Origin of the sequence: Limnohabitans sp. 2KL-3 (assembly GCF_001269405.1) — a bacterium.
In the GTDB taxonomy this organism is placed as follows: domain Bacteria; phylum Pseudomonadota; class Gammaproteobacteria; order Burkholderiales; family Burkholderiaceae_C; genus Limnohabitans_A.
In genome coordinates this window covers 147,072-171,598 of sequence record NZ_CXON01000004.1, presented here as the reverse complement: position 1 = coordinate 171,598, position 24,527 = coordinate 147,072, and the positions used below count along the sequence as shown (strand labels likewise).

General features: G+C 57.5%; 17 protein-coding genes. 6 read left to right on the top strand and 11 right to left on the bottom strand.

Translation table 11 applies throughout. From position 1 onward, the window contains the following. Window positions 1–287: 287 nt before the first annotated feature. From AMM41_RS07860 to AMM41_RS07825, 8 genes are all read right to left on the bottom strand, one after another. Entirely contained in the window at window positions 288–2,111 is a 1,824-nt protein-coding gene (locus AMM41_RS07860; RefSeq protein ID WP_089955806.1) for a DUF2357 domain-containing protein, read from the bottom strand. Further along, window positions 2,108–4,480, bottom strand: a complete 2,373-nt coding sequence (locus AMM41_RS07855; RefSeq protein WP_089955803.1) for an AAA family ATPase — start codon at window positions 4,478–4,480, stop codon at window positions 2,108–2,110. The genes AMM41_RS07860 and AMM41_RS07855 overlap by 4 nt, the downstream gene beginning before the upstream one ends. 1 nt (window position 4,481) lies before the next feature. Then, a complete protein-coding gene (locus AMM41_RS07850) occupies window positions 4,482–5,945 on the bottom strand; it encodes a hypothetical protein (protein WP_089955797.1) in 1,464 nt (487 codons plus the stop codon). Next, window positions 5,935–9,249 carry a DEAD/DEAH box helicase gene (locus AMM41_RS07845; protein WP_089955793.1) on the bottom strand — a complete coding sequence of 1,105 codons (3,315 nt, stop codon included), beginning with the start codon at window positions 9,247–9,249 and terminating at the stop codon, window positions 5,935–5,937. The genes AMM41_RS07850 and AMM41_RS07845 overlap by 11 nt, the downstream gene beginning before the upstream one ends. 7 nt (window positions 9,250–9,256) lie before the next feature. Beyond that, window positions 9,257–10,684: a protein kinase domain-containing protein gene (locus AMM41_RS07840; RefSeq protein ID WP_089955789.1), complete on the bottom strand. Its 1,428-nt coding sequence runs from the start codon at window positions 10,682–10,684 to the stop codon at window positions 9,257–9,259. Beyond that, on the bottom strand, window positions 10,681–11,310 hold the full coding sequence (locus tag AMM41_RS07835; protein ID WP_228769158.1) for a PP2C family serine/threonine-protein phosphatase: 630 nt from the start codon (window positions 11,308–11,310) through the stop codon (window positions 10,681–10,683). The genes AMM41_RS07840 and AMM41_RS07835 overlap by 4 nt, the downstream gene beginning before the upstream one ends. 71 nt (window positions 11,311–11,381) lie before the next feature. After that, window positions 11,382–12,194, bottom strand: a complete 813-nt coding sequence (locus tag AMM41_RS07830; protein ID WP_228769157.1) for a vWA domain-containing protein — start codon at window positions 12,192–12,194, stop codon at window positions 11,382–11,384. A 33-nt stretch (window positions 12,195–12,227) separates the two neighbouring features. Beyond that, window positions 12,228–13,412 (bottom strand): sigma-54 interaction domain-containing protein, encoded by a 1,185-nt coding sequence (locus tag AMM41_RS07825; protein ID WP_228769156.1) that lies wholly within the window; start codon window positions 13,410–13,412, stop codon window positions 12,228–12,230. 732 nt (window positions 13,413–14,144) lie between these two features. Here AMM41_RS07825 and AMM41_RS07820 point away from each other — a divergent pair. From AMM41_RS07820 to AMM41_RS07795, 6 genes are all read left to right on the top strand, one after another. Continuing rightward, window positions 14,145–15,119 carry a Bug family tripartite tricarboxylate transporter substrate binding protein gene (locus tag AMM41_RS07820; protein ID WP_089955776.1) on the top strand — a complete coding sequence of 325 codons (975 nt, stop codon included), beginning with the start codon at window positions 14,145–14,147 and terminating at the stop codon, window positions 15,117–15,119. A 48-nt stretch (window positions 15,120–15,167) separates the two neighbouring features. Beyond that, on the top strand, window positions 15,168–16,067 hold the full coding sequence (ltnD, locus tag AMM41_RS07815; RefSeq protein ID WP_089955773.1) for an L-threonate dehydrogenase: 900 nt from the start codon (window positions 15,168–15,170) through the stop codon (window positions 16,065–16,067). Further along, complete coding sequence (gene otnK / locus AMM41_RS07810) at window positions 16,064–17,344, top strand: 3-oxo-tetronate kinase (RefSeq protein ID WP_089955769.1); 1,281 nt, start codon at window positions 16,064–16,066, stop codon at window positions 17,342–17,344. Before ltnD ends, otnK begins: the two co-directional genes overlap by 4 nt. A 135-nt stretch (window positions 17,345–17,479) precedes the next feature. Next, a complete protein-coding gene (locus AMM41_RS07805; RefSeq protein ID WP_089955766.1) occupies window positions 17,480–18,139 on the top strand; it encodes a class II aldolase/adducin family protein in 660 nt (219 codons plus the stop codon). Between the two features lie 57 nt (window positions 18,140–18,196). Beyond that, window positions 18,197–19,030: a 2-oxo-tetronate isomerase gene (gene otnI, locus AMM41_RS07800; RefSeq protein ID WP_089955762.1), complete on the top strand. Its 834-nt coding sequence runs from the start codon at window positions 18,197–18,199 to the stop codon at window positions 19,028–19,030. A 72-nt stretch (window positions 19,031–19,102) separates the two neighbouring features. Further along, on the top strand, window positions 19,103–19,846 hold the full coding sequence (locus AMM41_RS07795; RefSeq protein WP_089955759.1) for a sulfite exporter TauE/SafE family protein: 744 nt from the start codon (window positions 19,103–19,105) through the stop codon (window positions 19,844–19,846). Between the two features lie 650 nt (window positions 19,847–20,496). Here AMM41_RS07795 and AMM41_RS07790 read toward each other — a convergent pair. From AMM41_RS07790 to AMM41_RS07780, 3 genes are all read right to left on the bottom strand, one after another. Next, complete coding sequence (locus AMM41_RS07790) at window positions 20,497–22,674, bottom strand: xanthine dehydrogenase family protein molybdopterin-binding subunit (protein ID WP_089955755.1); 2,178 nt, start codon at window positions 22,672–22,674, stop codon at window positions 20,497–20,499. Continuing rightward, complete coding sequence (locus AMM41_RS07785; RefSeq protein WP_089955748.1) at window positions 22,671–23,144, bottom strand: (2Fe-2S)-binding protein; 474 nt, start codon at window positions 23,142–23,144, stop codon at window positions 22,671–22,673. Before AMM41_RS07785 ends, AMM41_RS07790 begins: the two co-directional genes overlap by 4 nt. 340 nt (window positions 23,145–23,484) lie before the next feature. Beyond that, entirely contained in the window at window positions 23,485–24,489 is a 1,005-nt protein-coding gene (locus tag AMM41_RS07780; RefSeq protein WP_089955744.1) for an XdhC family protein, read from the bottom strand. Window positions 24,490–24,527: the final 38 nt, after the last annotated feature.

Genomic DNA, 24,527 nt, shown 5'->3' with positions numbered 1-24,527 from the left:
CTTGCAGCGATAGCAGACATCGAATAGCTGTCGTTGTTTACAACTATCTATCAAATACATTACCTCGGAGAATTCTCTCTATCGGAAGTACAACGCTGATGCGATGCACTCAATTCCGATGAGCAGATGAGCATTTGCATTTGCAGCAGTTATTAGAAAAATTCAATAAATCAAAATAGCTCGTACACGAAGCATAAATTTGCGCAAATCGTTCGCGGGACTGCCCGTTTTTACACGAATATCATGAACGAGTAACGGAATTTTAGAATCCGAGAATTTAGCAATCGTCACTGTGCTGAATCCAAGTCGAACTCCAGCCAATCCCTGCCAGACCATACAAAGCCGTCCGCCTCTGGTATGTTCGATGCACCCTTCGGTCGGATGGAAAAGTGTCGCCTTTTCCCTGTTGTCTTGAGCGACCAAGTCGTCTGACAAATCCCACATTGGCAGTAGAAGTCTTGCTGCTGCCCTGGTTCGAATCGCGCTGTATGGCCACAGAGCTGAGCAAGCGCCGCAACCTGTTCGATGGCAACCCCGACGGCGTCCTCAACTTGTGGATTCGCCGAGCCTCGGAGCACCGCATTCAGTTCGGCGACTTTCTGAACATCGATTGGCGCGAGAAGCCTAACGTGCGTTGGAGAAATGGATTCAAACTGTTCCGGCCAGGCTTCGGTCAGTTTTTTGGTTGGTGTAGGCAATGGCCCCAGTTTTCGCCCATGACCGCTGAGCAATTGGCGGAACATCCATTCATCGATCAATTTCCCCACTTTCTCTACGACGTAAAGATCCAGCGGTGAAACGGGAAGACACTGTGGCGATGCGACACTGGTCGGAGCACCTGGCCAGCACACGATACGGCCAGACTCCAGACTCTCGCTGCTATTTATGGAAGCGCCGAACCAGGCAATCGGTACGATTCTCAGAGTAGATCCGTCAGACTGAGTTACGACCCAATCATGCGTATCATGCTTGAGTACGAAATTCCGACCAGCCCAACCGAACACAAAATTTCCATCTATGCTGCGCAAACCATAGCGTTCCAGCGCACGCCTTACCACTAGACCGACGTAGCTGACGTAAGCTAGTTGAAATTGCAGTTGTCGCGCCAAGCGCTCTTCAGGGGGCAATAGCCGCTCCTCTTGATCATCTTTCAGCTTCTCCCATAGAGGAGGCAGATGACGATAGTGAGGGTCGTGATTCAGAATGTTTGTTCGATGAATTTGGGCAGGGACTACCGAAGCTGCGTGAACCAGGGAATATAAGCCACGCTGTTTCAATCCTCTAATTGCACGCAGCTGAGACTCCAACTCGGCAAGAGCAAGCTTTCCTGCCTCCAATTGCATCCCGGTCTTGTCATCAAGATATGACTCCCCCCAAAGGCGGCAAATATCCTGGCGAAGTCGAAAATGCGTCTGCTCTGAGCCTTGAAACTCCAAAGCTCGTTCCAGCCGTGAGTTGACACCCCGGATGCGAGCCAGTCTCCTGGCAAGGTGCCGATCAAGACGATCCAGCAATCGCTTGTAAAGCCTGTTCTCATAGATGGCATAGTCGTCCTCGCTGAAACGAGCCAGAACCTTGCGAGGTTGGACGCCGCTGAGCGTGCGCTGCTGCCAGCAATCTGAGTGTGACGCCAGGTGAGTTAAAGCCGAGGTTGCGAGGCGTCGAGCTCGCGCCACGGGCGCCACCAAATCGTCATATCGAAGGTCTCTGCGGGGCCGGTCAGATATCGAGTGCAAATGACCATCACTGAGTACCGTCGCCAAGTTTCGTTCGAGTTCCTCAAGTGCACATTGCGCAGCCATCTCAGCCGGTAGCATCGGCGAGACATTTGCACCATGTGCGTGAGCGAGCTTGCCAGCAATCGAAATAATCGCCTCGGCGCACAGATCGGAATCAGCCTGATCCTCGTCGGTCTGATCGTTGGAGAGCACTTGGCGTTCAGCGTCCTGAATTCGAATGACGCCAGAGCCGTCATCCGACAACAGATCGCCGGGCTGCAAGTGGCTGTGTCCGTTAACCACGAGTGGCTCAAGCAAGCAATACCTGCCCGGCAGGAACGCGTCGGGCAGGTTACTGAGCGTCCCTCCGGTAAGGCGGTCCAGAAATCTCATGCGCCACGTTCCTTACGGCGACGGTCTTCAGCCAACAAGGCAATGGAACGGCGAGGCTCCGATTTCCACCCCTTCCAAACAGTAGTAAGTGCATTTTCGATGGCAGTTAAATCATCGATCGTCGCATCGTATCTACCAGTAACCTTACCTCGCCGAAATACTCTGCTAGCAAGCAAATGATCCAGAGCATCTTCTTTCCGGCCGCCCGCAGCCATGTAAACGGGGAGAAATCGCATAGCCTGACGCTCGAGTCGATTACCCCATCCCAAGTCAAAGCGATCCTGCAAAATGCCCGTGAGCGGCCCCGTGGTCAACTCTGCCAACAACTCTGAAACCTCGTCGGCGTTCTGAGTCACAGCGCCATCAAAGCGCTCCATCAATGAACCATAACTAAAGCTGGCCTTCGGCTTCGGCACAATCTTAAATCCTGCCTCATGGCGTGGAAGCGTCATGACGTGAGCACGGTCGTAGGTTTTGTCAGCGAACTCGTTCGTGGTCTCATCGTGGTTGGCAGTGCCTACGAACCAGACGTTATGGGGGACTCGAATCCTTCGACCCTCGACAAGCAGCGCCGGTGCATTTGGCAACTGACTTTCCGACAAACTGATCAATCGATCTCTTGGATCATTTTTTTCAAGAGCCGAAAGGAATTCAGCAAAATACTGCTCCGGGCGCGAGAGATTCATCTCATCAAGCAAGATGATGTTGCACCGGTCCTTGTAGGCGGCAGTTTGCGCACGATAGAGACCTTGCAGGCAGTCGCGCTCATAGAAGCGCTTCTCGAAGGCGTTGTAGTGCCCCATTAGGTCATCACGATCTCGCCATCCAGCTTGGACGGCAATGTCAGTGCAATGCCCCCCCACAGCCTTTGCGAATGCCTTCGCCAGGCTCGTTTTTCCTGTGCCGCTGATCCCCTGAAAGATGTGAAGCTGGCTCATAGCCAATCCGGCAATTAGCAGCTGAATATCTTCTAGACGGAAATGCAGTGTTGCACCTTCCTCCGCTTGAGCGATCCTGTGCTGCAATTCATTCGAAAATGTTTTCAGATCAGGAACGTCCTGCTCCGGCAGGCCCAACTCCTTGGCTTTGCGATCCTTGATCCAGTCTGCATTGGATGCCGAATCCATCCATGCCATCTGGGGGAACGGCTTTTCGGACTGCTGCGACTGGGTGAGGTCATCCACCGTTTTACCCAAGTCATTCAGCCTTGCACTCAAAATCTGATTGTTTTTTTCGAGGGCACGCTTCTCTTTTTCAAGGTTCTCTTTGTCACTGACGCCGAGTCGCAGGCGATGAAGCTGAGCTTTTGCATCAGCCAAGTCCACGTGAACCTCATCAAGTTGAGTCTTTTGCTCATCACGAAGTTTTCGCAGTGCTTCGTTCTCAGATTGCAGCTGATCATCTTGGCTATTTGCAATTTGGTTCTCCAGCTGAGTGACTCGACGCTTGTGAGCTGCCAACTCGTCAAGAATCTCGCGTGCAGACCGTCCCGCCAGTGCCTCTGAGAACTCTCGGTATTGTTCTAGTTTTTTTTCAGTCAAGGTCCAATCACGGTACACCTTTTCAAGACGAGACTCTGCTCGTTGTCGGGCCTCCGTCAATCTCGCAATTTCCTGGCTGGCCTCACGATGTGCATCTTCACGGATCTGTGTCCGTTCGCGCTCTAGCTCTTTCCACTCTGCATCTTGCCGTCGTTGTTGCTGCTGAAGACTTCTTTCCTTGTTTGCAATCTCCGCTTCTCGACCCATCAGTTCTGAGGCGCGCGCAGACTCGTCGTCCCGTGCTTTCTGGTCTGCTTGAAGGATGCCAAGTTGAACTTCTGTCTTCTTAGCCTCTAGCTCCACGATCTCCTTTTTTAAGTCACTGAGTGCTGCGACGTTTTGGGCGGCAAAACCGGATCGCGCATCCAACTCCCGCTTTTCAAGTTCCCGCTCCTTGTCAGCTAGATTTGATTCAGATTTTTTTATCTCGGCTTGTCTTTGCTTCAACTCATCGTCGAGTTTGTGGATTTCTTCGGTTCTCTTTTTGTTCTCATCACTTCGGCGAGAAAATGCTTCCTCCTTGCGAGCCACGTCTTCCGTGCGCTTCTGTGCATCCTCATTCAACTCACGAACTCTCTTTGCGACGTCAGAGACATCCGCCAACAGCTTCTCGAGCTCAACCTTTTTCTCAGGTTCGATTTTCTCCAATTCGCTGACCTGATCTTTGTCGAGGTCGGGGAGCGCCACGACGGAAGCATCGCTTTGCACCAGTGATGCAAGAGAGCCAATGCCAGCAGTTGCTTTCTGCCATGCCGATGCGACTCCACTTTGTGCAACATTCGTGTTTTGCGCCACTGGGGCTTTATTCCCTTTATTGTGTTTTGCCATATCAATACCAGCCCTTAAAAATTTGAACCCATTCGATAACGAAATCAGCGTATTCCATTGCTTCGTCTTTGCTTATCTTGTCACCGCCCGCGTGACCGGCCTTCCGATTTCTCGCGTCAGCCATATCCAATATTCGATCTAGGGCAAGAGCTTCGGGGGCAAGGTCCTTGAGAGGATGATTGGCATCCTCAATCGTGGAAAGCAGCGCGGCAAACATCAACGCCTTTAATGAACTATTCCCTCGAACAAGCGCATTCCGAATCTCTCTCAAATTCTGCGAAGCCAGTCGCCTAACTGTGTCATCGGTGAGTTGGGCCACCGGGAGTGTTCGCAGAATTTCCGAAGCTAGATCCTTTGTCCATTTTTTGTCCTGGCTCCGATCGGGCAATCTACGGACGTCCACTGGAAATCTCTTCAACAACCATTGAAAAACACTTTCGACGAGGTTGTGAGTCTCAATCAGTAAACTGGTCAAATCTTCCTGCCAAGTTTTATCCTGGGAGGCTAGCAGTGCATTCCTGCGTAGCACACTGGTCAAGTAGCCTGAAATAGGCGGCACTTTCCCGGACCAGCTGTAATCGGCCAGCACAGTCAAATCGATCTGGTTCTCAAGAGATCGCAGCCACTCCTCTGCCGACAATTCATTCGATCGGGTCTCACCAAGTGTGTTAGCGATGTAGCGTGCCAGGCCATCGTTACGAGGCAGGACTTCCTGCAATGGCTTACGCAACCATGATGCTGCTTGCTGAATACCGAAAGGGTCGGCAACCAGCCAGGGTTGTGGCCCTGCCTCATCTGGGAAGATCCACGTCCACAACCACATCGGTTGCGACGAATCTTCCACAAAGCTCAGGCTCTCAATGCGGACACGTGTCGGAAGTTCATCGTCACGCTGCTTAGCATGGTCGTGATCCGTCCGATAGCGCTCGAACGCATCAAAGAGCGCCCCCATGTCCAGCGCACTTTCCCGAATGTGATTTAGGCGAAATGGTCGATCTTCCTTTCCGGAATCCAGATCACGTAGAAATATTGGGTAACCACGCTCATCGATTCGCTTCGCTTCGATTTCTGGAAGTTCTTCAGTGAATCTCGGCAACCAGTTGCCAGTGACCGCGTCCTGATACGCGTATCCCATTCGGACTTCCTCGCTGGCGTCCTGCGTCTCTTCGAGAACACGCTCACCTTGAGTAGTAACGGCACCCAAGGTATTCATCCAGCCGTTGGGGATCAGCTGTGTGGCAATGATGAACACCACGAGCTCCCGGTCCAGCCCCAGCAGTGCCGCCATTTCAGAGTTGTCCTGGCATCGTGCCCGTGCAAGTCCAAGGATCGCCTGCTGGAAAAGATTCAGCTTCAGTACACGCTTTGTTGGATAAAGAACCTTCCAAACTCGAACAGGCCACAGAAACGGGCGCCCACCAAGGGGACGACGCGCATCAAAGCGGAGATAACGATCAGCGGCCATTTTTCATCTCCTCCCTGCAAAGCTTTAGGAAAGCATTCAGAGCTGGGACGGCTTCCTCGGACTCAGGACATTCAGCCATGCCTTTGTCACCAACGGCAACAAGGAGCTTTCTCTGGCGGCTCATCGCCACATTTAACCGGTTTGCCAAGCGCAAGTGGCCATACTTACCATTTAGCAGTCGTTCACGCTCGCTCCCGTCCTTTTGATCGGAAACGGCTGAGTCGTTAGCTCGCACGATCGACAGGAAGACGAGATCAAACTCTTTGCCTTGGAACGCGTCGACCGTGCCGACGCGCAGGCGCTCATCACCTGATTCAGTCTGCCGGTAGGATCTTGCGATGCGGATTTCACCGTCCTCCTCCTCCGCAAGGCCTTGGTCGACGAAGGCGTCAAGAATTAGGTCACATTGGGCGCGGTAAAAACTAATGACGCCAATACTCAGTGTCGGCCCACAAGAATCTGTTATCCGTTTAACCTCTTTTGCAATAGAAATTGCCTCCGCCTGTCTTTCATAACCGGGTTTCAGGAATTTTTCTTTCCCGTCCTGCAGAGGCACATCCAACCAAGCAGCACATTTGCCTGGGTAGCCAGGAATCGTGTGGGCGAAATCCTGTGCGGGTCGCCCTGAGTGCAAAACGTCCAGTCCCACAGATTCATAGAACTGCTTGCTTATGAAGTCACCCAAAGTTGGATGCATTCTGTACTGCGTATCGAGCATCACGACGCGCTTGATGTTGTCGACTTTCTCCTGCTCCCTAAGCTGTTTCACCAGTCGCTCAAAAAGACTCTGCTCATACGCCTTCGCTTGAGCCTCAGTCAGGCTTTGCCTGGAAATGAGTTCATCTTCCAACTCTCGCTGAACAAGGTGAGGCAGTTGTCGATGGTCGCCAACTAAAATGATGCGACGCTTGGCCATAGCCATAGGAACGAAAAGATCGAGAGGGTTTGCTCTCGCCGCTTCATCAATGACAACCGTGTCGAACTCAATTCCTTCTGATGCATCTAGATCGCTCAACTCCTTCAAACTGCTCATCGCCTTACCAGCTGACTGTTGACATGTCGCACCGACAATGCTGGCGTACTCGCGGACCGCTCTCGCTGCCTCATTGGGGGACTGGGCAAGCGCCGCGTGGTACGAGGCCACTACCGCAGAGATGCCACGGCGTGATTGGCGCAAAGGCGCGTCGATTGCGCACTCGATATCGGCCAAGAGACCAAGTGCTTCTCCACTCAACGCCTGCTTCAGCTGCGGGGGCCTGTAGTCGGGGCTCAGTCGATCTAGCATTGACTGCTTAAAGGCAGCCAATTCAGATAGGTCTGCCTCTGTAGCGTCGGCAACCGTTGAAAGTCGCTGTAGCAACATCCACTCGGACTCTTCGAGTTTGACTCCGCCACGTCGCAGAGTGCGCTCGAGCTGATGAGCTCTGTCCGGGCCGTCATCGGAGAACCCGATGTGGCTGGTTCGCAGAGCCCGGAGCAATCGCGCAAGCCCAGCGGGCTCGTTGGCCTGACGCTGGGTTTCAACTCTTTTCTGCTGAACAAGGAACTCATCCCACCGGTCTTTAACATTGGCAGGGAGACGAACATCCAGAGCGAACAACTGGCGCAATAAAAGATCAATTTGCTCGAACTGTGTTTGGCGTTCCTGTGCCGATAAACTTGCGAGCCTCAATGCTGTGACCCGCCGATCAAGCTCTTTCAAGGGCTGAGTCAGGGGCTCATTCAGCTGAATCGCATCGAGTTGAACGGCGATTTCCTTTCGTTTGCGTTCACACCAAACACCAACGGGGTCGACACCGCCTTCGTCACGACGCCCTCGACCGCCAATGCGAACTGCAGGCAAGCCAAAGACTTCAGCACGATTAAGAGCGTTATCGACGGCGTCGTGCTGGTAACTACTGATCAGCACTTGGTGCTGCAGCGAGTTTTCGCCTAGTGTTTCGGCAAGGCGGCGCTGCAAAGCAGCAATGACCTGGGTCTTCCCCGTTCCTGGTGGACCAACGATAAGCGCGATATCAGGTGTGTTTATCGCCTTCTCCAATGCCTCGATCTGGCGCTTGGTTGGAGCACCCTTAAAGCTAGCTTTGGAGTAGGCGGATAAGCCATCGAGTTGACGCCGTCGTGCGCTTGGCGGTGCAACCCCTTCCAGCAGGTAGCTCAATTGCGGCAATCGGCGTCCATCATTGATGGATTGTCTTGCACGCGTACGACGCGTCTGTACAGCTTCGTCACCCGATAGAGAGTAGTAGATGAAGCCCTTGGCTGGTGGCCGTTCCGAGCGCCGGTCCTGGCTTGGAATCAAGACAACGCCGTCTTTCTTAAACCGCAATTCACCTCGAACTGGGCGACGCCGTGCCCGGTCGCCTTTCTCCAGTGTGTCTTCAACTTCGGAATCAAGTTCGAGTTCTTTCTCCCCAAGTTCTACTTGTGTTGTGGCTGACAAACCCAAGGTATTCCATCGTTTTCGGAAATGCTTCAGGTGGTCACCATCAACTTTTAGAAACCATGCCCAGAGCTCACCCTCAATGAGATCCGCGTTCTTGAACTGAAGAGAGCCAAGCTCCCTCGCGCAATCTCTCGCCTGTTCCCATTCAAGCGCGCCGTATTCCTGCCATAGGCGCAGGTAGCTTCCGTTGTCGCGAAGTGCGGCATCCAGGAGTGCGCGCTGCTCTGTACTCTGGAGCCGAACGGCGACACTGGCATCTTGAAAAGAGATCTTGCCTACGGCCATCGCCACACGTGCATTAGTACCCTTGAGACGTGTGACGTTCATCAGTCTCAGCACGCCAGCATCTCGTTTGATGGTGCCTCGCCACCCCGCTCCAAACAGAACGAAACCTTCATCGGAAGCGTTGTCAAAGCGTCCTAGAAAGACACGATCCATTTCGGCGGTTGCCGCGTCATCAGTAGAGATGAATTGATCTATCAACCAATCCACGGCCGCCTGTACCTCCGGTGCGGAAATCTCACCCCTGCTGGCCAATTGCTCCGCAATGGCCTCATCAACAGAAATCGCCATTTCCAGCTGGATCTGCTCGACCAAATCCAGCGGTTGAAGGTGGAGAACTTTTTCGTGTAGATTTCTTATAACCCACAACGTCAAGCCACGCTGCACCCGAATCGCAGTTCGATATTGGCTTCCGACTACTTTGCCGACGCAGATGAAATCTCCCTGACGGAGAAGATAGTCATTGCCGTGCGCCTGCACTGATACTGCCTCGCCGATCTGCCAATCAGCATCCAAGTCGTCACAAGAGAATTGGACAAGTTCACTCGACAGGAGAGAAAAATCGCAGAGTTTCATCGTTGGCTCACCAGTTGAAACGCCATACGACGTGTTCTTCGTCTACTGCCCCTAGATGGAGCCAGAAAGACACACCTGAACGACTTTCTGATTTAAGCCGCTGTCGACGCGCAACGGCTACGACTTTGTCGTCAGATGCTCTCTGCAAGGAAATTCGCGCACCGGCGGAGGGCTCTATCCACAACCCATCCTTGGCAAGTTGAACCGTACATAGCGGACTCGCATCCGCGTACAAGGACGTTCCCAAGGGCAAGGTTTTCAATTCGGCTGGGCTCATGCTTAACACCAGGGCCTTACCTGTGCGAGTCCAACACTCCTTGCGAATCAACGACTCAGGAATATCCTCCGTCAAGCCCTCCCGGAGCAACTCGGGCGGCATATAGCGATATTCCTGAAGAAGGATCGTCCGATTCTTGTCCTGAGCTTTATCACAAAATGGACAAGTCTGTTTTTGGGTGTAGAAGAACGTACTATCACAGAACTCGCATTGGTCGCAATGACCTGTGGCAGCCTCGAAGGCATCAGCCCATTCACTTAGACTTGGTCGCTCGCCAGGACTATTCAGCCCGATATTGAAGCATCGTTCAAATAACGCACGCAGCGGCGCGTTTAGCGTGATCTCGCGTGGCAGACCAATCGACAAGGCGTTGCTGCGATCAACTGGGTGATCTACCCAAGGGAGTTCGCCACGGAGAGCCGCCTCTTCGTGCTCGGGTTCACCTTCAAGGACAACGTCTCCCTTGAGTGGGTGAACCAGCGTGAGGATGCGATATGCCATGACCGCAAAACTCCAACTGTCTGTCAGCGTATTGATACCGGTCTCCCCTCGGAGAATCTCGGGTGCACCGTAATCAGGAGTGAAGACGCCTTGCTGACCATCACGCGACTGACTCGCAACGTTGTCGGCATCGATTAACCAGACTTCGGCGAACTCCAGTGACTGCGATACGAAAACATTTGCAGGGGAGAGATCGCCATAAGCCAATCCTCGCCCATGCAACTGAGCCAACACCCGCGCTAGTCGCGCAAGCATCTTCAACCGACGCAGCAGGCCACCTGTTTTGACATAGCCGGAGAGGCCGTCATCAGACATCAAGGAATCAGTCGCCACCTGCATCAGCTCTGTCATTGGAGCCAACCCATCCATCAACTCCATGACGTAACCGGGCTGCGGCTGCGTGATCAGGGCCAACGGATGTGCTATCGGAAGACCTTCAAGTGGTTGGCGCATAAGTGCGCGGATCTTGTTCATCCAACTGGCTCGTTTTTCTTCTGTGGTTGCTCGCGCAACTTTGACGAGAACGTTGGGGTAGTTGGTCGTGCAGACGATTCCCTGCCCACCTTCGCCGATACGACCTGTTAACTCATAGGATTGACCATGTTGGTCTAGCACCGTTCTGTTTTTCTTCGGTGTTTCTGCTCTGGGTGTGCTCATTCAGACGTCCTAAATATGGTCACAAGTGTCTTGTCGTCGCTATGCAAGGGGGTCGCCCAGTTGTTCAATTCAGACTGCAGCCAGCGTCTGCCTCGGCGTCGATTTCGAGTGCTTAGGTCTTGATAAAGCGCATCAAAGAACTCTGCGAGTTGGGCAGGCTCGAGATCATCGGCAACGCCATCTGTCATCAGGACAACACCATCACCTGGCTCGGTGAGTCGGCCGAATGTGGTGCACCATTTGTCCTGCACGTGAGTGGACTCAAGTGCCCACGTCTGATTGCTATAGGCCGTGCGGTCTGGTGTGATGCGACGGAACTGGCCAGCGCATCTCACAAGCAGCAAACCGTCACCCAGCTGAGCTGCATGGACATCGCCTTCAGCTGTCACGCGCCCGAACAATAGCGTTGTCGCAGCGTCTCGTGGAGTTGTCGGCTCAATGGCTTTGAGCCATTCCTGATGAATCAATGGCAGCGTTGTAGGCAGATCGAAGCTGCTCGAAGCTGTGCGCAAAATCCTCCGGGAAACCTGGCAGGCATTACGCGCCCCCAGATCACTACGTGCTCTAGATCCCAGTCCGTCAGCCACGGCCGCAATCCAGCCGCCCCGCCAGCCCGTTAAAGCCATCGCGTCTTGGTTGGGCTCGCCCAGGTCTAGGTGTCGAGGGCCTATGACGCTCGCGCCGCTGGCAATAAACCTCATTGGAAGTCGAGGTCCAATGCGTCGTCATTCGGCGGCGGGACAACAAAGGTGGTTGAGAGGTCTGGATTTTGGCTTGCAGTGCGTGTGGTGACGCTCATGGTCACCGCTCGGAAGAAACGATGGATGTCCCGGGCGTTGTGAGCCTTGAAAATGGGCGCTTCAGCGTCGTTTGCAAAATCTCTCAGCATGGTTTCGTCGGCATCTGGGCCAATTGCCATTGCAAGCCGGGTTGCTTTCTGCGCCCGTTCGGAATCACAGAGAGCCTTGAAGGGAACCTCCCAGTCGTCAGTCGGCCGCCCATCAGACAAAAGGATCAAGACGGGGCGGTAGGCTCGAGAGGGGATGCGATCCTTGTCCTCCAGCAGCTGACGGGCGAGGTCAAATGCAGCACCCATCGGCGTCACCCCTTCGGCCTTCAATTCCGCAAACCCCGCGACGCTGTTTGCCGCAGCCAAAGGTAGGTGCATATGAGCCTTGCCGCCGAAGGTGATTAAGCCCACTTGGATCTCGGCGCGTAGACGACTTTCCTTGGCGAAAGTCGAGACCATGTCCTTCATCGCAGCGTTGAGCGCCTCGATCTTGCCGTTCTCCCCCATGCTGCCACTCGCGTCTGCCAAGACGATTACAGGTAGAGGCCGGGGAGTTGCTACAGCGAATTTTTTGAGACTACTCATTTTCTTTGTCCTTTGATCAGATTGATTTTTCGTATTCGGGGCTTTGGGTGGCGTAACTGGCGACTGAGTCGGACGCATCGCGAAATCGCCAACGTACCGGCTCACGATGTCTTCTTGGTATTTTGCAAACCCCATGACTCAGTCTCCAATTCATAAATTTCCTTACCATTAAGCACCATCCGTGCCAGATATTTTGGTCTGATACTTGACCAACCAATTCGTCAATGTTTGGTAGCTGCCAAGGCCCAGCAGCTTCGCCGCCTCAGTCTTGTTTCCGTGACTTTGTTCCATTGCCCTATCGAGGTAGTGCCGAGCTACATCTGCTATCAGATCAGGCAGCGAGAACCCCTCTCCAAGTCCAGCGCCAAGAATGGAGTCTTCTGCACCACTGGATGTGAGCGAAAGAACTTCAGCGACATCCTCGGCTGCTATTTCCTCTCCTGGAACCCAGATGGATGCCCTCAACAGAGCGTTGTGCAATTCCCTCACATTGCCTGGCCAGGTGTGACGAAGAAGAACATTTCTTCCTCCTACAGATAATTTCTTATGTTTGAAGCCTGGCTGTGATGTCGCTTCGCGGTTGACTTGGGCAAGGAAAGCATCAATCAACAGATTGAGATCTCCTTCGCGCGCGCGCAGTGGAGGTAACGCCAAGATGCCAACCGCTATTCGATGAAACACATCCTCTCTGAATCGACCAGCCCTAACCTCTTCCGGCAGGACTCGGTTGGTGGCGGCAACGATGCGCACATCGACTTTTCGAGATTTGCTGGCGCCCAGGCGTGTCACTTCATACTCTTGAAGCACACGAAGCAGCCGAACTTGTGACGACAGCGGCAGCTCACCGATTTCGTCCAGAAAAAGCGTCCCACCATCAGCCGCCTCGAAGTGGCCAACCCGAGCGGCATGAGCGCCGGTGAACGCACCCTTTTCGTGACCAAACAGCTCGGAGTCAATTAGTTCGAGAGGTATCGCGCCGCAATTTACCGCAATAAATGGCGCGTCCTTTCGTTTGCTTGAGGCATGGATTGCCCGCGCGAAGAGCTCCTTGCCAGTCCCAGACTCACCTTGGATCAACACCGGCAGATCCCTTTGAGCGAGTCTCTGCGCCATAGCAACTACACGCTTCATCGCACTGCAGCGATAAATGATGCTGGTGAACTCTGCTACAGCGGGAGGCAATCCTTGAACAAGGTGCGCGAGAGCCTCATCAGCTTGCTTGCTTGCAACTGGAAGGAATTCAGCGGCTAAGTCGAATGGAACAACGACAGGACGTACGCCATGCTCGCGAGAGGACTCTATGAGACTGGCGCCGTACTTGGCTTTTGCTAACAGCACCCACACAGCAGCCATGGCGGGGGTGCCAGGGCTCACATGGAAAGTGATTGGAAGCCCGGGCAAAGAAGAGAGCGTCGCAGACACCGCTCCATTGGCCGCAACGTATATGTCTTCGAAATCAGTGGGGCTACGCAGTTTTGCGTACCGCACATCTATAGCGCCCGTAAATTTGCAGCTAGCCCACGCCACGAAGGTCTGCGTTTTCTGTTGCCCGTGATCTGACAGAAGTATCAGGCGCTCATATGCTCCTGTATTCAAGGCCATCAAGATGGGGCCGGAGTCCGAGCTCGATGAAACCTCCGAGGCGCGAAGGTCTGAATTACCAAGCCAGGCAAAAAGTATTGGCATTAGACATAAAAATTTATGTAATCATATAAATTTTATTATATCTTTGATGGACTAGGTAGGAAGGAAATCCAGCATTGCAAGTTAATCAATGGCTTATCGTGCGACAACGAACACGCGGTGCAAAGCGTCATATGCACATATAACTTTCTTGAATCGGATGACAGTAATAGGTCTGCTATTGTCAGTGGTTACCTCATATCGTCATCCACTCCCAGCCTCAAGCCGACCCCAGAAATTGACGACCGCCCCAATTTGGGCGTCTCACTGATTCAGGCTGGCAGCCGTCGGTGACCCATATCCAAGATGCACCGACACCCACACCCGCCCCCGTGATCTCCCTGATGCGAAGTCCATTCAAAATTTGTATGATGACCTGATCAATTGACATCAGGGATCCCCATGCAACGCAGAAACTGGATCGCAGCGGCCGCTGCTTTGGTCGCCATTTCGCCATTGATGGCCAGCACCGCTTCGGCCCAAACCTGGCCCGCACGACCCATCAAGTTGGTCGTGCCTTTTCCGCCCGGCGGCTTGATCGACAACATGGCCCGTCTGGTCGCGCCCAAACTGGCGCTGGAGTTGGGCCAGCCCATCGTCATCGACAACAAGCCCGGTGCCGGTGGCAACCTGGGCGCAGCCGAGGCAGCGCGTGCGGCGGCCGATGGTTACACCTTGCTCATGGCTTCGCCCCCGCTCACCATCAGCCCGGCGCTGTACAGCAAACTGCCTTACAAGCCCGAGCAAATTGCCCCGGTGGCCTTGCTGGGCCGGGTGCCCAATGTGCTGATGGTCAACCCGGCTTCGGGCATCAACAGCCTGGCCGAATTGACGGCTTTGGCCAAGTCCAAGCCGGGTCAACTCAACTACGCATCCAACGGGCAGGGCACCTCGCTGCACCTGAGCGCCGAGCTGTACAAAAGCCAGTCGGGCGCGTTCGTCACGCACATCCCTTACCGGGGCGCGGCAGCGGGCCTGACGGGCTTGATGGCGGGTGAAGTGAACATGATGTTTGACAACCTGCCCTCAGCGCTGGGCCTGATCAACGGCGGCAAGCTCAAGGCCCTGGCCGTGACCACGCCCCAGCGCAGCAGCGCCTTGCCCCATGTGCCCACCATGGAAGAAGCCGGTATGAAGGGCTACCAGGTGTTTGCCTGGTTTGGTGTGGCCGCGCCTGCGGGTCTGCCTGCCCCGGTTGCGCAAAAGCTGGAACAAGCGCTGGAGCGTGTGGCCAGCCAGCCCGAGGTGAAGGCGGCCATGCTCAAAGCCGGTGCCGAGCCCGCTTGGGCCAACGCCCAAGGCCTGGCCAGCTTCATGCAGGCCGACACGGCGCAATGGAAAAAAGTGGCGGCTTTCGCCAAGATCAGCTTGGATTGAAACCTCGTTTGTAAAATTTGAATGCGTTTTTGACGCTGGAGACATGAAATGAGCACAGTGGGTTTGATCGGTTTGGGGGCCATGGGCTCGGGCATGGCGGCATCGCTGCGCCGCGCCGGGCACAGCGTGCAGGTGTTTGACGTGCGCCGCGAGGTGGCTGACGCCTTCACGAACGCGGGGGGCACAGCGCATGACACCCTGGCCTCGCTGGGTGCAGCGTGTGACGTGGTCGTGTCGGTGGTGGTGAATGCCGCGCAGACCGAAGCCGTGTTGTTTGGCGATGGCACCACCCCGGGTTGCGCCGCCAGCATGAAACCCGGCAGCGTGTTTGTGATGTGCTCCACCGTGGACCCCAACTGGTCGGTGGCTTTGGAATCGCGCTTGGAGGCCATGGGTCTGCGCTATGTTGATGCGCCCATCTCGGGTGGTGCGGCCAAAGCGGCATCCGGCCAAATGACCATGATGACCGCAGGCAAGCCCGAGGCTTACGCGCTGGCCGAGCCCTTCTTGAACGCCATGGCCGCCAAGGTCTACAAGCTGGGCGACAGCGCAGGCGCGGGCAGCAAGGTCAAGATCATCAACCAGTTGCTGGCGGGCGTGCACATCGCCGCAGCGGCCGAAGCCATGGCGCTGGGCCTGCGCGAAGGTGTGGACCCGGCCGCTCTGTACGAGGTGATCACCCACAGCGCGGGCAACAGCTGGATGTTTGAAAACCGCATGGCCCATGTGCTGGCGGCCGACTACACGCCGCTGTCGGCCGTGGACATTTTTGTGAAAGATTTGGGCATCGTGCTCGACATGGCGCGTGCCACCAAGTTCCCGCTGCCACTGTCGAGCACCGCGCACCAGATGTTCATGCAGGCCAGCACAGCGGGCTTTGCCAAGGAAGACGACAGCGCGGTCATCAAGATTTTTCCGGGCATTGAGCTGCCGAAGGGGAAAGCATGAGCGCGTTGAAACTCGGATTGAAGTTGGGCTGTATAGCCGACGACTTCACCGGCGCCACGGACCTGGCCAACAACCTGGTGCGTTCGGGCATGCGGGTGGTGCAAACCATTGGCGTGCCTACCTCGCCGCTGGCCGCCGAGGTAGACGCCGTGGTGGTGGCGCTCAAGTCGCGCACCATTCCGGCTGCCGAGGCCATCGCGCAGTCGCTCGACGCCTTGAAGTGGTTGCAGGCCCAAGGCGCAGAGCAGATCTATTTCAAATACTGCTCCACCTTTGACAGCACGCCCGAAGGCAACATCGGCCCGGTAACCGAAGCGCTGATGGACGCGCTGGGCACGGACTTCACCATCGCCACGCCCGCCTTTCCGGACAACGGGCGCACCGTGTTCAAGGGTTACCTGTTTGCAGGCAACGTGTTGCTCAACGAGTCGGGCATGCAAAACCACCCGCTCACGCCCATGACCGACGCGAACTTGGTTCGCGTGATGCAGGCGCAAACAAAACGCAAGGTCGGCCTGATCGACTACAAAACCGTGGCCCTTGGCGCGGTGGCCATCTGCGAACGCATTGCCGCGCTGCGTGCCGAAGGTGTGGGTGTGGCGGTGGTGGACGCGACCAGCAACGACGACCTGCACCTTCTGGGGCCTGCTTTTAAGGAGATGCCGCTGCTCACCGCCGGTTCGGGCGTGGCGATTGGCCTGCCCGCCAACTTTGGCCTGAAGCCTTCGCTGCAAGCCAGTCAGTTGCCTGCAGCCAGCGGCTTGCAAGCCGTGGTCTCGGGCAGTTGCTCTGTGGCCACCAATGCGCAAGTGGCGCACTTCAAAGCCTCCGGCCGCCCCGCGATGGCGATCAACCCTGCGGCGCTCATGAATGGCCAAAGCGAGGCGCTGGTGCAGCAGGTGCTGGCCTGGGCCGCGCCGCTGCTCAAGGACGGCCCGGTGCTGGTGTATTCCACCGCCGAGCCTGAGGCCGTCAAAGCTGTGCAGGCGCAATTGGGCGTGGCCGAGGCGGGTGCTTTGGTCGAGCATGCGCTGGCTGCTGTGGCGCGTGGCCTGGTCGATTGGGGTGTGAAGCAGCTGGTGGTGGCGGGCGGCGAGACCTCGGGCGCTTGTGTGCAGGCGCTGGGCATTGCGCAGTTGCAAATCGGCCCGCAGATCGACCCGGGTGTGCCGTGGTGCCATGCGCCCTCCGAAACAGGCGGCCTGCACATCGCCCTCAAATCGGGCAACTTCGGCACCGAAGACTTTTTCAGCAAAGCGTTTGGGGTTTTGCAGTGACAGTTGCGCACAGCGGGGCATCGAGCATGTCGGGGCTGAAGCCGCCGACCTGCCGCATACCCCGTAGGTCGGTGGCTTCAGCCCCGACAAGGCGGCCACTGCACTTGGAAACCCCACGAATTTCGGAGACCCTGCATGAATGAATCCCAAGCCCGCGAAGAGATCTGCCGCGTGGGCCGCAGCTTGTTTGAGCGGGGCTATGTGCACGCCTCGGCAGGCAACATCAGCGTGCGTTTGGATGACGGCTTTCTCATCACCCCCACCGATGCGTGCCTGGGTTTTCTGGACCCGGCACGCTTGGCCAAGCTCGATGGGCAAGGCCAACAAGTCAGCGGCGACAAGGGCAGCAAAACCATCGCCGTGCACCGCCAAATTTACGCCGCTGCTTGCGAGACCGATGCCCATACCCGCTGCGTGATCCACACCCACAGCACCCACTGCGTGGCCCTCAGCCTGAACAGCACCGGACCCGAATTGCTGCCCCCCATCACCCCTTATTTTGTGATGAAGGTGGGCCATGTGCCATTGCTGCGCTACCACCGCCCGGGCAGCCCGGATGCGGCGCAAGAAGTGGCCGACCTGATCCGCCACCACGCCGCCCAAGGTGCGCCGATCCGTGCTGTGATGCTGGCGCGTCTGGGGCCCAATGTGTGGCACGACTCGCCTGCAGCGGCCATGGCCACGCTCGAAGAGCTGGAAGAAACTGCGCGGCTCATGCTGCTGCAACCCCACACGCAAGCCCTGCACGCCAACGATCTGGACGAACTGCGCCAAATCTTTGGTGCCCGTTGGTAACCCTGCAGGAACGGCGCCCTCGCCGCGAAGATCTTCTCTGACCACTGAAAGAAACCCATGCCCCGTTTTGCCGCCAACCTCTCCATGATGTACCCCGACCTGCCGTTTCTGGACCGCTTCGAAGCCGCGGCCAAAGACGGCTTCAAGGCCGTGGAGTACTTGTTTCCTTATGCCTTTGCCGCCAACGAACTGGCTGCCCGCTTGAAGGCCAACGGCTTGCAGCAGGTGCTGTTCAACGGCCCCCCTGGCGGCACCGATACCGACAGCTTTACCAAAGCCTGGGAGACGGGCCAACGCGGCACGGCCAGCGTGCCCGGACGCGAGGCGGAGTTTCGCACCGGCTTTGCGCAAGCACTGGTCTATGCCGAAGCGCTGAACTGCCCGCGCATCCACGCCATGGTCGGCTTGCGTGCATCAGGCGCAGAAGCCGAAGCGTCTGACGCCACGCTGATCAGCAACTTGCAATGGGCCGCCGTCGAAGCCGCCAAGGCCGGGCGCGATGTGCTAATCGAGCCGATCAACACCCGCAGCGTGCCGGGCTTTCACCTCAACCGCCAAGACCATGCGCACCGCATCGTGCGTGCGGTGGGCGCAGACAACGTCAAGGTGCAGATGGACCTGTTCCACTGCCAAATCGTCGAGGGCGACTTGAGCGCCAAGATCGCCCAATACCTGCCCACGGGCCGGGTGGGGCATTTTCAGATTGCCGAAGTGCCGCATCGCCACGAGCCGGGCACCGGTGAGGTGAACTGGACACACATCTTCCAAGTGATCGACCGTGTGAGCGGCGAATGTGGCTGGGACGGCTGGATCGGGTGCGAGTACAACCCGGCCGATGCGTCAGCGGGTGGGACTTCACGCGGTTTGGGCTGGGCGCGTGCCTATCTGTGAGCACGCCGATGCGATCATTCGCGCGATCAGGGGTGAGATCAGCGCCCGGCACTGAGCAGCGCCCGGTGTGACATGGCCGATGCGAATTACCTGATCTGGGCAGGGCTGGCAGCGGCCATGGTCGGCCTGTCCAAAGGCGGCTTGCCCACGGTGGGCATGCTGTCTGTGCCCATTCTTTCGCTGTTCATGTCCCCGGTCAAAGCGGTGGTGATGCTGCTGCCGATTTACATCATCTCGGACCTGGTGGGCTTGTGGCTTTACCGCAAAAACTTCAGCGCCATCAACCTGAAAATCCTGATACCCGCTGGTGTGGGCGGTGTGCTGGTGGGCTGGCTGACGGCATCAGTGGTGTCCGACACGGCTGTGAAAATGATGATCGGCCTCATGGGCGTGGGCTTTGTGCTCAACGCCTGGCGCAAGCGACATGCAGTGCAAGCACCCCAACCTGCCAGCTGGGGTCAAGGCCTGCTGTGGGGCAGTTTGTCGGGTTTCACCAGCTTCATCTCGCATGCAGGTGGTCCACCGTTTCAGGTTTACCTCTTGCCCCAAAAACTGCCCAAGTTGGTGTTTGCGGGCACCTCGACCTTGTTTTTTGCCTGCATCAACCTGGCCAAGCTGGGGCCTTACCACGCGCTACAGCCCTATGGCCCGAACGAACTGATGGGGGCCTTGGTGCTGATTCCGTTTGCCTTGGTGGGCACCGTGGCAGGCGCTTACCTCACACGCAAAATCGCCGATGACTGGTTCTTCAAATGGGTGCAAGTGGGTTTGCTGGCGATTTCTGTCAAGCTGATCGTCGACGTGATTTGGGCTTGATGCCCGCCGCTGTGGATGAGGCCTTGTGAAGGCTGTTTTTGTGGGAGCCCCGCCCTAGGGGCGATGGGTGGTGGTCTGCGAGGCTTTTCGCGACGGGGGCGTCGCTCCTACAGGGGATGTCCGCATTTTGTGGGTGCACTGCCCTCGGGGCGATGGGTGGTGGTCTGCGAGGCTTATCGCACGGGGGCGTCGCTCCTACAGGGGATACCCTGCATTTTGTAGGAGCCCCGCCCTCGGGGCGATGGGGGGTGGTCTGCGGGGCTTATCGCGACGGGGGCGTCGCGCCTACAGGGGGATGCCCTGCATTTTGTAGGAGCCCCGCCCTCGGGGCGATTCTTGGTGGTCTGCGAGGGTTTTCGCGACGGGGGCGTCGCTCCTACAGGGGATGCCCTGCATTTTGTAGGAGCCCCGCCCTCGGGGCGATGGGGGGTGGTCTGCGAGGGTTTTCGCGACGGGGGCGTCGCTCCTACAGGGGATGCCCTGCATTTTGTAGGAGCCCCGCCCTCGGGGCGATGGGGGGTGGTCTGCGAGGCTCTATCGCGGCGAGGGCACCGCTCCCACAAAAAGCCTACAAAAAGCCCACAAAAAAGCCCACGAAATGCCATGCAAGGGCGTCTCGTGGGATTTGGCTTTGACAAGCCCTTTTCAGATCACACCATCGGCAGCGGCAAAGCACGCAAGCGCTTGCCGTTGATCGTTGCGATCGCGTTGGCAATGGCCGGGGCCAAGGGAGGCAGGCCCACTTCGCCAATGCCGCCGGGGTGGTTGTCGGTGGGCATCACCTTCACAAATACTTCTGGCGTTTCGTTGGCACGAAGGACTTGGTACTTGTTCAGGTTGGTTTGCTGAGGCTCACCGGCCCTGAAGTCCATGTGCTCATGCAAGGCGGCCGACAAACCAAAGATCACCGAGCCTTCAATTTGCGCTTGCACGTTTTGCGGCTGCAAAGCGTGACCGCAATCCACCGCCGACCAGACCTTGTGGACCTTGGGGCGACCGTTGACGATGGAGACTTGCACCACCATGCCGCAGAAGGTGTTCCAGGCGTCAGAGAACGCCAGGCCCAGTGCGTGGCCTTTGGGCAGCTTGGCTTTGCCCCACTGCGACATGTCGGCCACGGCTTTGAGCACAGCCTGACCACGCGGGTTTTTCTTGAGCAAGTCCAGGCGGTAGTCAAGTGGGTCGGCTTTTACGCCCCGCGCCACTTCGTCGATCAGCGTTTCAATGGCGAACTTGGTGTAGCCCGGACCCACCGCACGCCAGAACCCGGCCTGGATGCCACGGTCTTCGATCATGAATTGCACGCTGTGGTCGGGGATGTCGTAAGTGATTTCGGTGCCTTCCATCACGGGCGCGTCTTTGCCGCCTGCAGCCTTGAATGCGGGCGGCACCACGCGGGCGTACACGCCTTCGGACACCACGCGGTGCAACAAGCCCACCAACTTGCCTTGCGCATCCACACCGGCTACCAAATGCTGGCCGGTCATGGGGCGGTACTTGTCGTGGGTCATGTCGTCTTCGCGGGTCCAGATGACCTGGATGGGCGTGCCCGGCATGGCCTTGGCCACCAAAGCCGCATCGGCCGAGTAATCGGCCTCCACCCGGCGACCAAAACCACCGCCGAGCAAGGTGATGTTGACCTTGATGTTTTCGGGCTTGAAGCCACCCGCGCCCGCCACCGTGCCGGTGACAAACGAGGCCGATTGGGCCGGTGCCCAGACTTCGATTTTGTCGCCGTCCACACGCGCGGTGCAGTTCATGGGCTCCAGGCAGATGTGGCTCACCATCTCGCTGGTGTAGGTGGCGCTGAAGGTTTTGCTGGCACCTGCCAACTTGGCCGCTGCGTCGCCGTGTGCGATGAAGGCCACGCCTTTGTCGTTCAGGTCCTCCGCACGCTTGGTGTATTCCACACGCATTTGGTCGGTGTACTGCACGCGTGCCTTGGAGTTGCGGCTCCAGACCACTTTGAGCTGGTCGCGTGCCATCTTGGCCGTGTAGAACGAATCGGCCACCACAGCCACGCCATAAGGCAAACGCACCACGTTCTTCACGCCGGCCACCGCGCGGGCAGCCGTGTCGTCCACGCTCTCGGGCACTTCGCCTTGCACCGGGGCACGCAGCACCGAGGCCCACAGCATGCCAGGCAAGCGCTGGTCAATGCCGTACAGGGCCTGGCCGCTCGACTTGGCGGGCACGTCCACGCGGGGAATGTCTTTGCCAATCAGGCGGAACTGCGCCATGGGCTTGAGCATGCTCTTGTCGACCTTGGGCAGCTCGGCTGGAACCGTGGCCACCTTGGCGATGTCGGCATAGGTCATGGCGCGGCCACCGCTGTGGATCACGCGGCTGGCTTCGGTGCGCAGCTCGGCAGCGGGCACACCCATGGCCTGAGCTGCCGCGTTGACCATGACCAGACGGGCCTGGGCACCGGCCAGGCGCAACGGCTCGTAATAGCCTTGCACCGTGCGCGAAGCGCCCGTGGTCATGCCGCCGCCAAACTTGGGGTTGCCAAAGCGCTTGGGGTCGCTGGGTGACTGCACCACGCGCACCTGGCTCCAGTCCAGGTCCATCTCTTCGGCCAACAGCATGGGCATGGCGGTCATGGTGCCTTGGCCCATTTCGGAGGCGGGCGACATCAAGGTCACCACGCCGTCCAGTCCGATGTTGATCCAGCTGTTGGGGCCAAAGCCACCCGCGCCGGGGGCTTGGGCCAGCGCCAGCTCGGTTTGTGTGAGGCCAAAAGACAGGCCCAGGGCCAAACCGCCTGAGCCGAGGATGAAGGAGCGGCGAGAGACGCTGGGTGTCAGTGGGGTGTTCATGGTTTTCATGCCTTGCCTCCTTGGAGGGTTTTCTGGGCGTGCGAGACCGCGCTGGCGATCTGGTTGTAGGTGCCGCAGCGGCAGATGTTGCCGCTCATGGCTTCCAAAATCTCTGTGCGGCTGAGGTTCTTTTTGACCACGCTGATCACCTTGGCCGCGGTCATTAGCTGACCGGACTGGCAGTAGCCGCATTGCGGCGCTTGGGCTTTGACCCAACCGGCTTGCAAAGCTTGACCGGTGGGGGTCTTCATCAAACCTTCGACGGTGGTGATGTCTTTGCCCTCAGCCGCCGACACGGGCAGCGAGCATGAACGCACCGGCTGACCGTTCAGGTGCACCGTGCAGGCGCCGCACTGGGCAATGCCGCAGCCGAACTTGGTGCCCGTGAGGTTGAGCTTTTCGCGGATGACCCACAGCAAAGGGGTCTCCGGCTTGGCATCGACCGAGACGGCCTCGCCATTGACTTTCATTCGAACCATGCATTTCTCCTGTTATCGAAAATGGACAAAGGGGCTTTGCCCCGGTAAACCACAGGCGGTGTGCAAAGACATTTTGCAAAAAGCACACCGCTTGAAAACTCAACTGTTGATTCGGCCCTGTGAAGCTTGAAGCAGAAGGCTTGTTTGGGGCACAGCGATCAGCGCGGGAGCCCCGCCATCAGGGCGATGGGTGCTGGTCTGCGTGGCTCCATCGCGGCGAGGGCGCCGCTCCCACAAAAAAGCTTTCATGCAAATTTCATCCAATCGGATCGATGGCAAACATAAGGTTGTCTTGCAGACCCGACTGTCGCTCAAGGCTCAATGTCGGGCAAACCCTGAATCAGGCGCTCAAGCCACACACCGTCTTCGAGCCTGACCAATTGCTGAGCGCCTGGCTCAAATCTGTGCCTCGGCGCAAGGCGGTCATTTCGGCCACGATGCTCAGCGCAATTTCGGGGGGTGTTAAAGCGCCCAGGTTCAGGCCCACGGGGCCGTGCAGTTGGCGCACTTCGGCTTCGCTCACATCAAAGTCGAGCAAGCGTTTGCGGCGCTGCGCGTTGTTGTGCAGCGAGCCCAATGCGCCCACATAAAACGCGGGGGTGCGCAATGCCTCCATCAGGGCCAGGTCGTCGAGTTTGGGGTCGTGTGTGACGGCCACCACCGCGCTGTTGTGGTCCAGGCGCATGGCCAGCACCAGATCGTCGGGCATCTCTTTGGACAAGGTCACACCGCTCATGGCTTCCCAGCCTTCGTGGTATTCCACACGCGGCTCGCACACCGTGACCTGGTAGTCCAGCATCACGGCCATATGGGCCAGATAGCGCGACAACTGACCGCCACCAATGATGAGCAAGCGCAGGCGCGGGCCGTGCACCGTGGTCAGACTTTGGCCGTCAAACTGCAGCTTGTCGCCTTCTGTGGCCGCACTCATGCGGACCATGCCCGTGGCCATGTCCATGCGGCGCTCCACGCGCTGGTGTTGCTCGATCAGCACCAGCAATTCGCGCAGTTGCGACTGGGCCGACAGTGGCTCCAACACCACCTGCACCGAGCCGCCGCAGGGCAGGCCAAAGCGGCGCACCTCTTCGGCGGTTTGGCCGTAGGTGGTGGTGTCGGGCAGGCGCAGGGCCAGCTCGCCAACGGCCACGCGGCGGATCAGGTCGTCTTCGATGCAGCCGCCCGAGACCGATCCGGCCACTTGGCCGTCGTCCCGGATGATCATGAGCGAGCCAGGGGGCCGTGGGGCCGAACCCCAGGTGCGCACCACCGTGCCCATGACCACGCGGTGGCCCCGGCTTTGCCAGTCGAGGGCGGTGCGGATCACGTCAATGTCGATGCTGTTCATGCTTGTCTCCGTTTTATTGTGCAAAAAATGGGCTGCCC

Bases quoted from the DNA above. Each gene is read 5' to 3' on its own strand.
- AMM41_RS07860 (WP_089955806.1), bottom strand. From the start codon at position 2,111: ATGAGATTTCTGGACCGCCTTACCGGAGGGACGCTCAGTAACCTGCCC.
- AMM41_RS07855 (WP_089955803.1), bottom strand. From the start codon at position 4,480: ATGGCAAAACACAATAAAGGGAATAAAGCCCCAGTGGCGCAAAACACG.
- AMM41_RS07850 (WP_089955797.1), bottom strand. From the start codon at position 5,945: ATGGCCGCTGATCGTTATCTCCGCTTTGATGCGCGTCGTCCCCTTGGT.
- AMM41_RS07845 (WP_089955793.1), bottom strand. From the start codon at position 9,249: ATGAAACTCTGCGATTTTTCTCTCCTGTCGAGTGAACTTGTCCAATTC.
- AMM41_RS07840 (WP_089955789.1), bottom strand. From the start codon at position 10,684: ATGAGCACACCCAGAGCAGAAACACCGAAGAAAAACAGAACGGTGCTA.
- AMM41_RS07835 (WP_228769158.1), bottom strand. From the start codon at position 11,310: ATGGCTTTAACGGGCTGGCGGGGCGGCTGGATTGCGGCCGTGGCTGAC.
- AMM41_RS07830 (WP_228769157.1), bottom strand. From the start codon at position 12,194: ATGGGGTTTGCAAAATACCAAGAAGACATCGTGAGCCGGTACGTTGGC.
- AMM41_RS07825 (WP_228769156.1), bottom strand. From the start codon at position 13,412: ATGGCTGCTGTGTGGGTGCTGTTAGCAAAAGCCAAGTACGGCGCCAGT.
- AMM41_RS07820 (WP_089955776.1), top strand. From the start codon at position 14,145: ATGCAACGCAGAAACTGGATCGCAGCGGCCGCTGCTTTGGTCGCCATT.
- ltnD (WP_089955773.1), top strand. From the start codon at position 15,168: ATGAGCACAGTGGGTTTGATCGGTTTGGGGGCCATGGGCTCGGGCATG.
- otnK (WP_089955769.1), top strand. From the start codon at position 16,064: ATGAGCGCGTTGAAACTCGGATTGAAGTTGGGCTGTATAGCCGACGAC.
- AMM41_RS07805 (WP_089955766.1), top strand. From the start codon at position 17,480: ATGAATGAATCCCAAGCCCGCGAAGAGATCTGCCGCGTGGGCCGCAGC.
- otnI (WP_089955762.1), top strand. From the start codon at position 18,197: ATGCCCCGTTTTGCCGCCAACCTCTCCATGATGTACCCCGACCTGCCG.
- AMM41_RS07795 (WP_089955759.1), top strand. From the start codon at position 19,103: ATGGCCGATGCGAATTACCTGATCTGGGCAGGGCTGGCAGCGGCCATG.
- AMM41_RS07790 (WP_089955755.1), bottom strand. From the start codon at position 22,674: ATGAAAACCATGAACACCCCACTGACACCCAGCGTCTCTCGCCGCTCC.
- AMM41_RS07785 (WP_089955748.1), bottom strand. From the start codon at position 23,144: ATGGTTCGAATGAAAGTCAATGGCGAGGCCGTCTCGGTCGATGCCAAG.
- AMM41_RS07780 (WP_089955744.1), bottom strand. From the start codon at position 24,489: ATGAACAGCATCGACATTGACGTGATCCGCACCGCCCTCGACTGGCAA.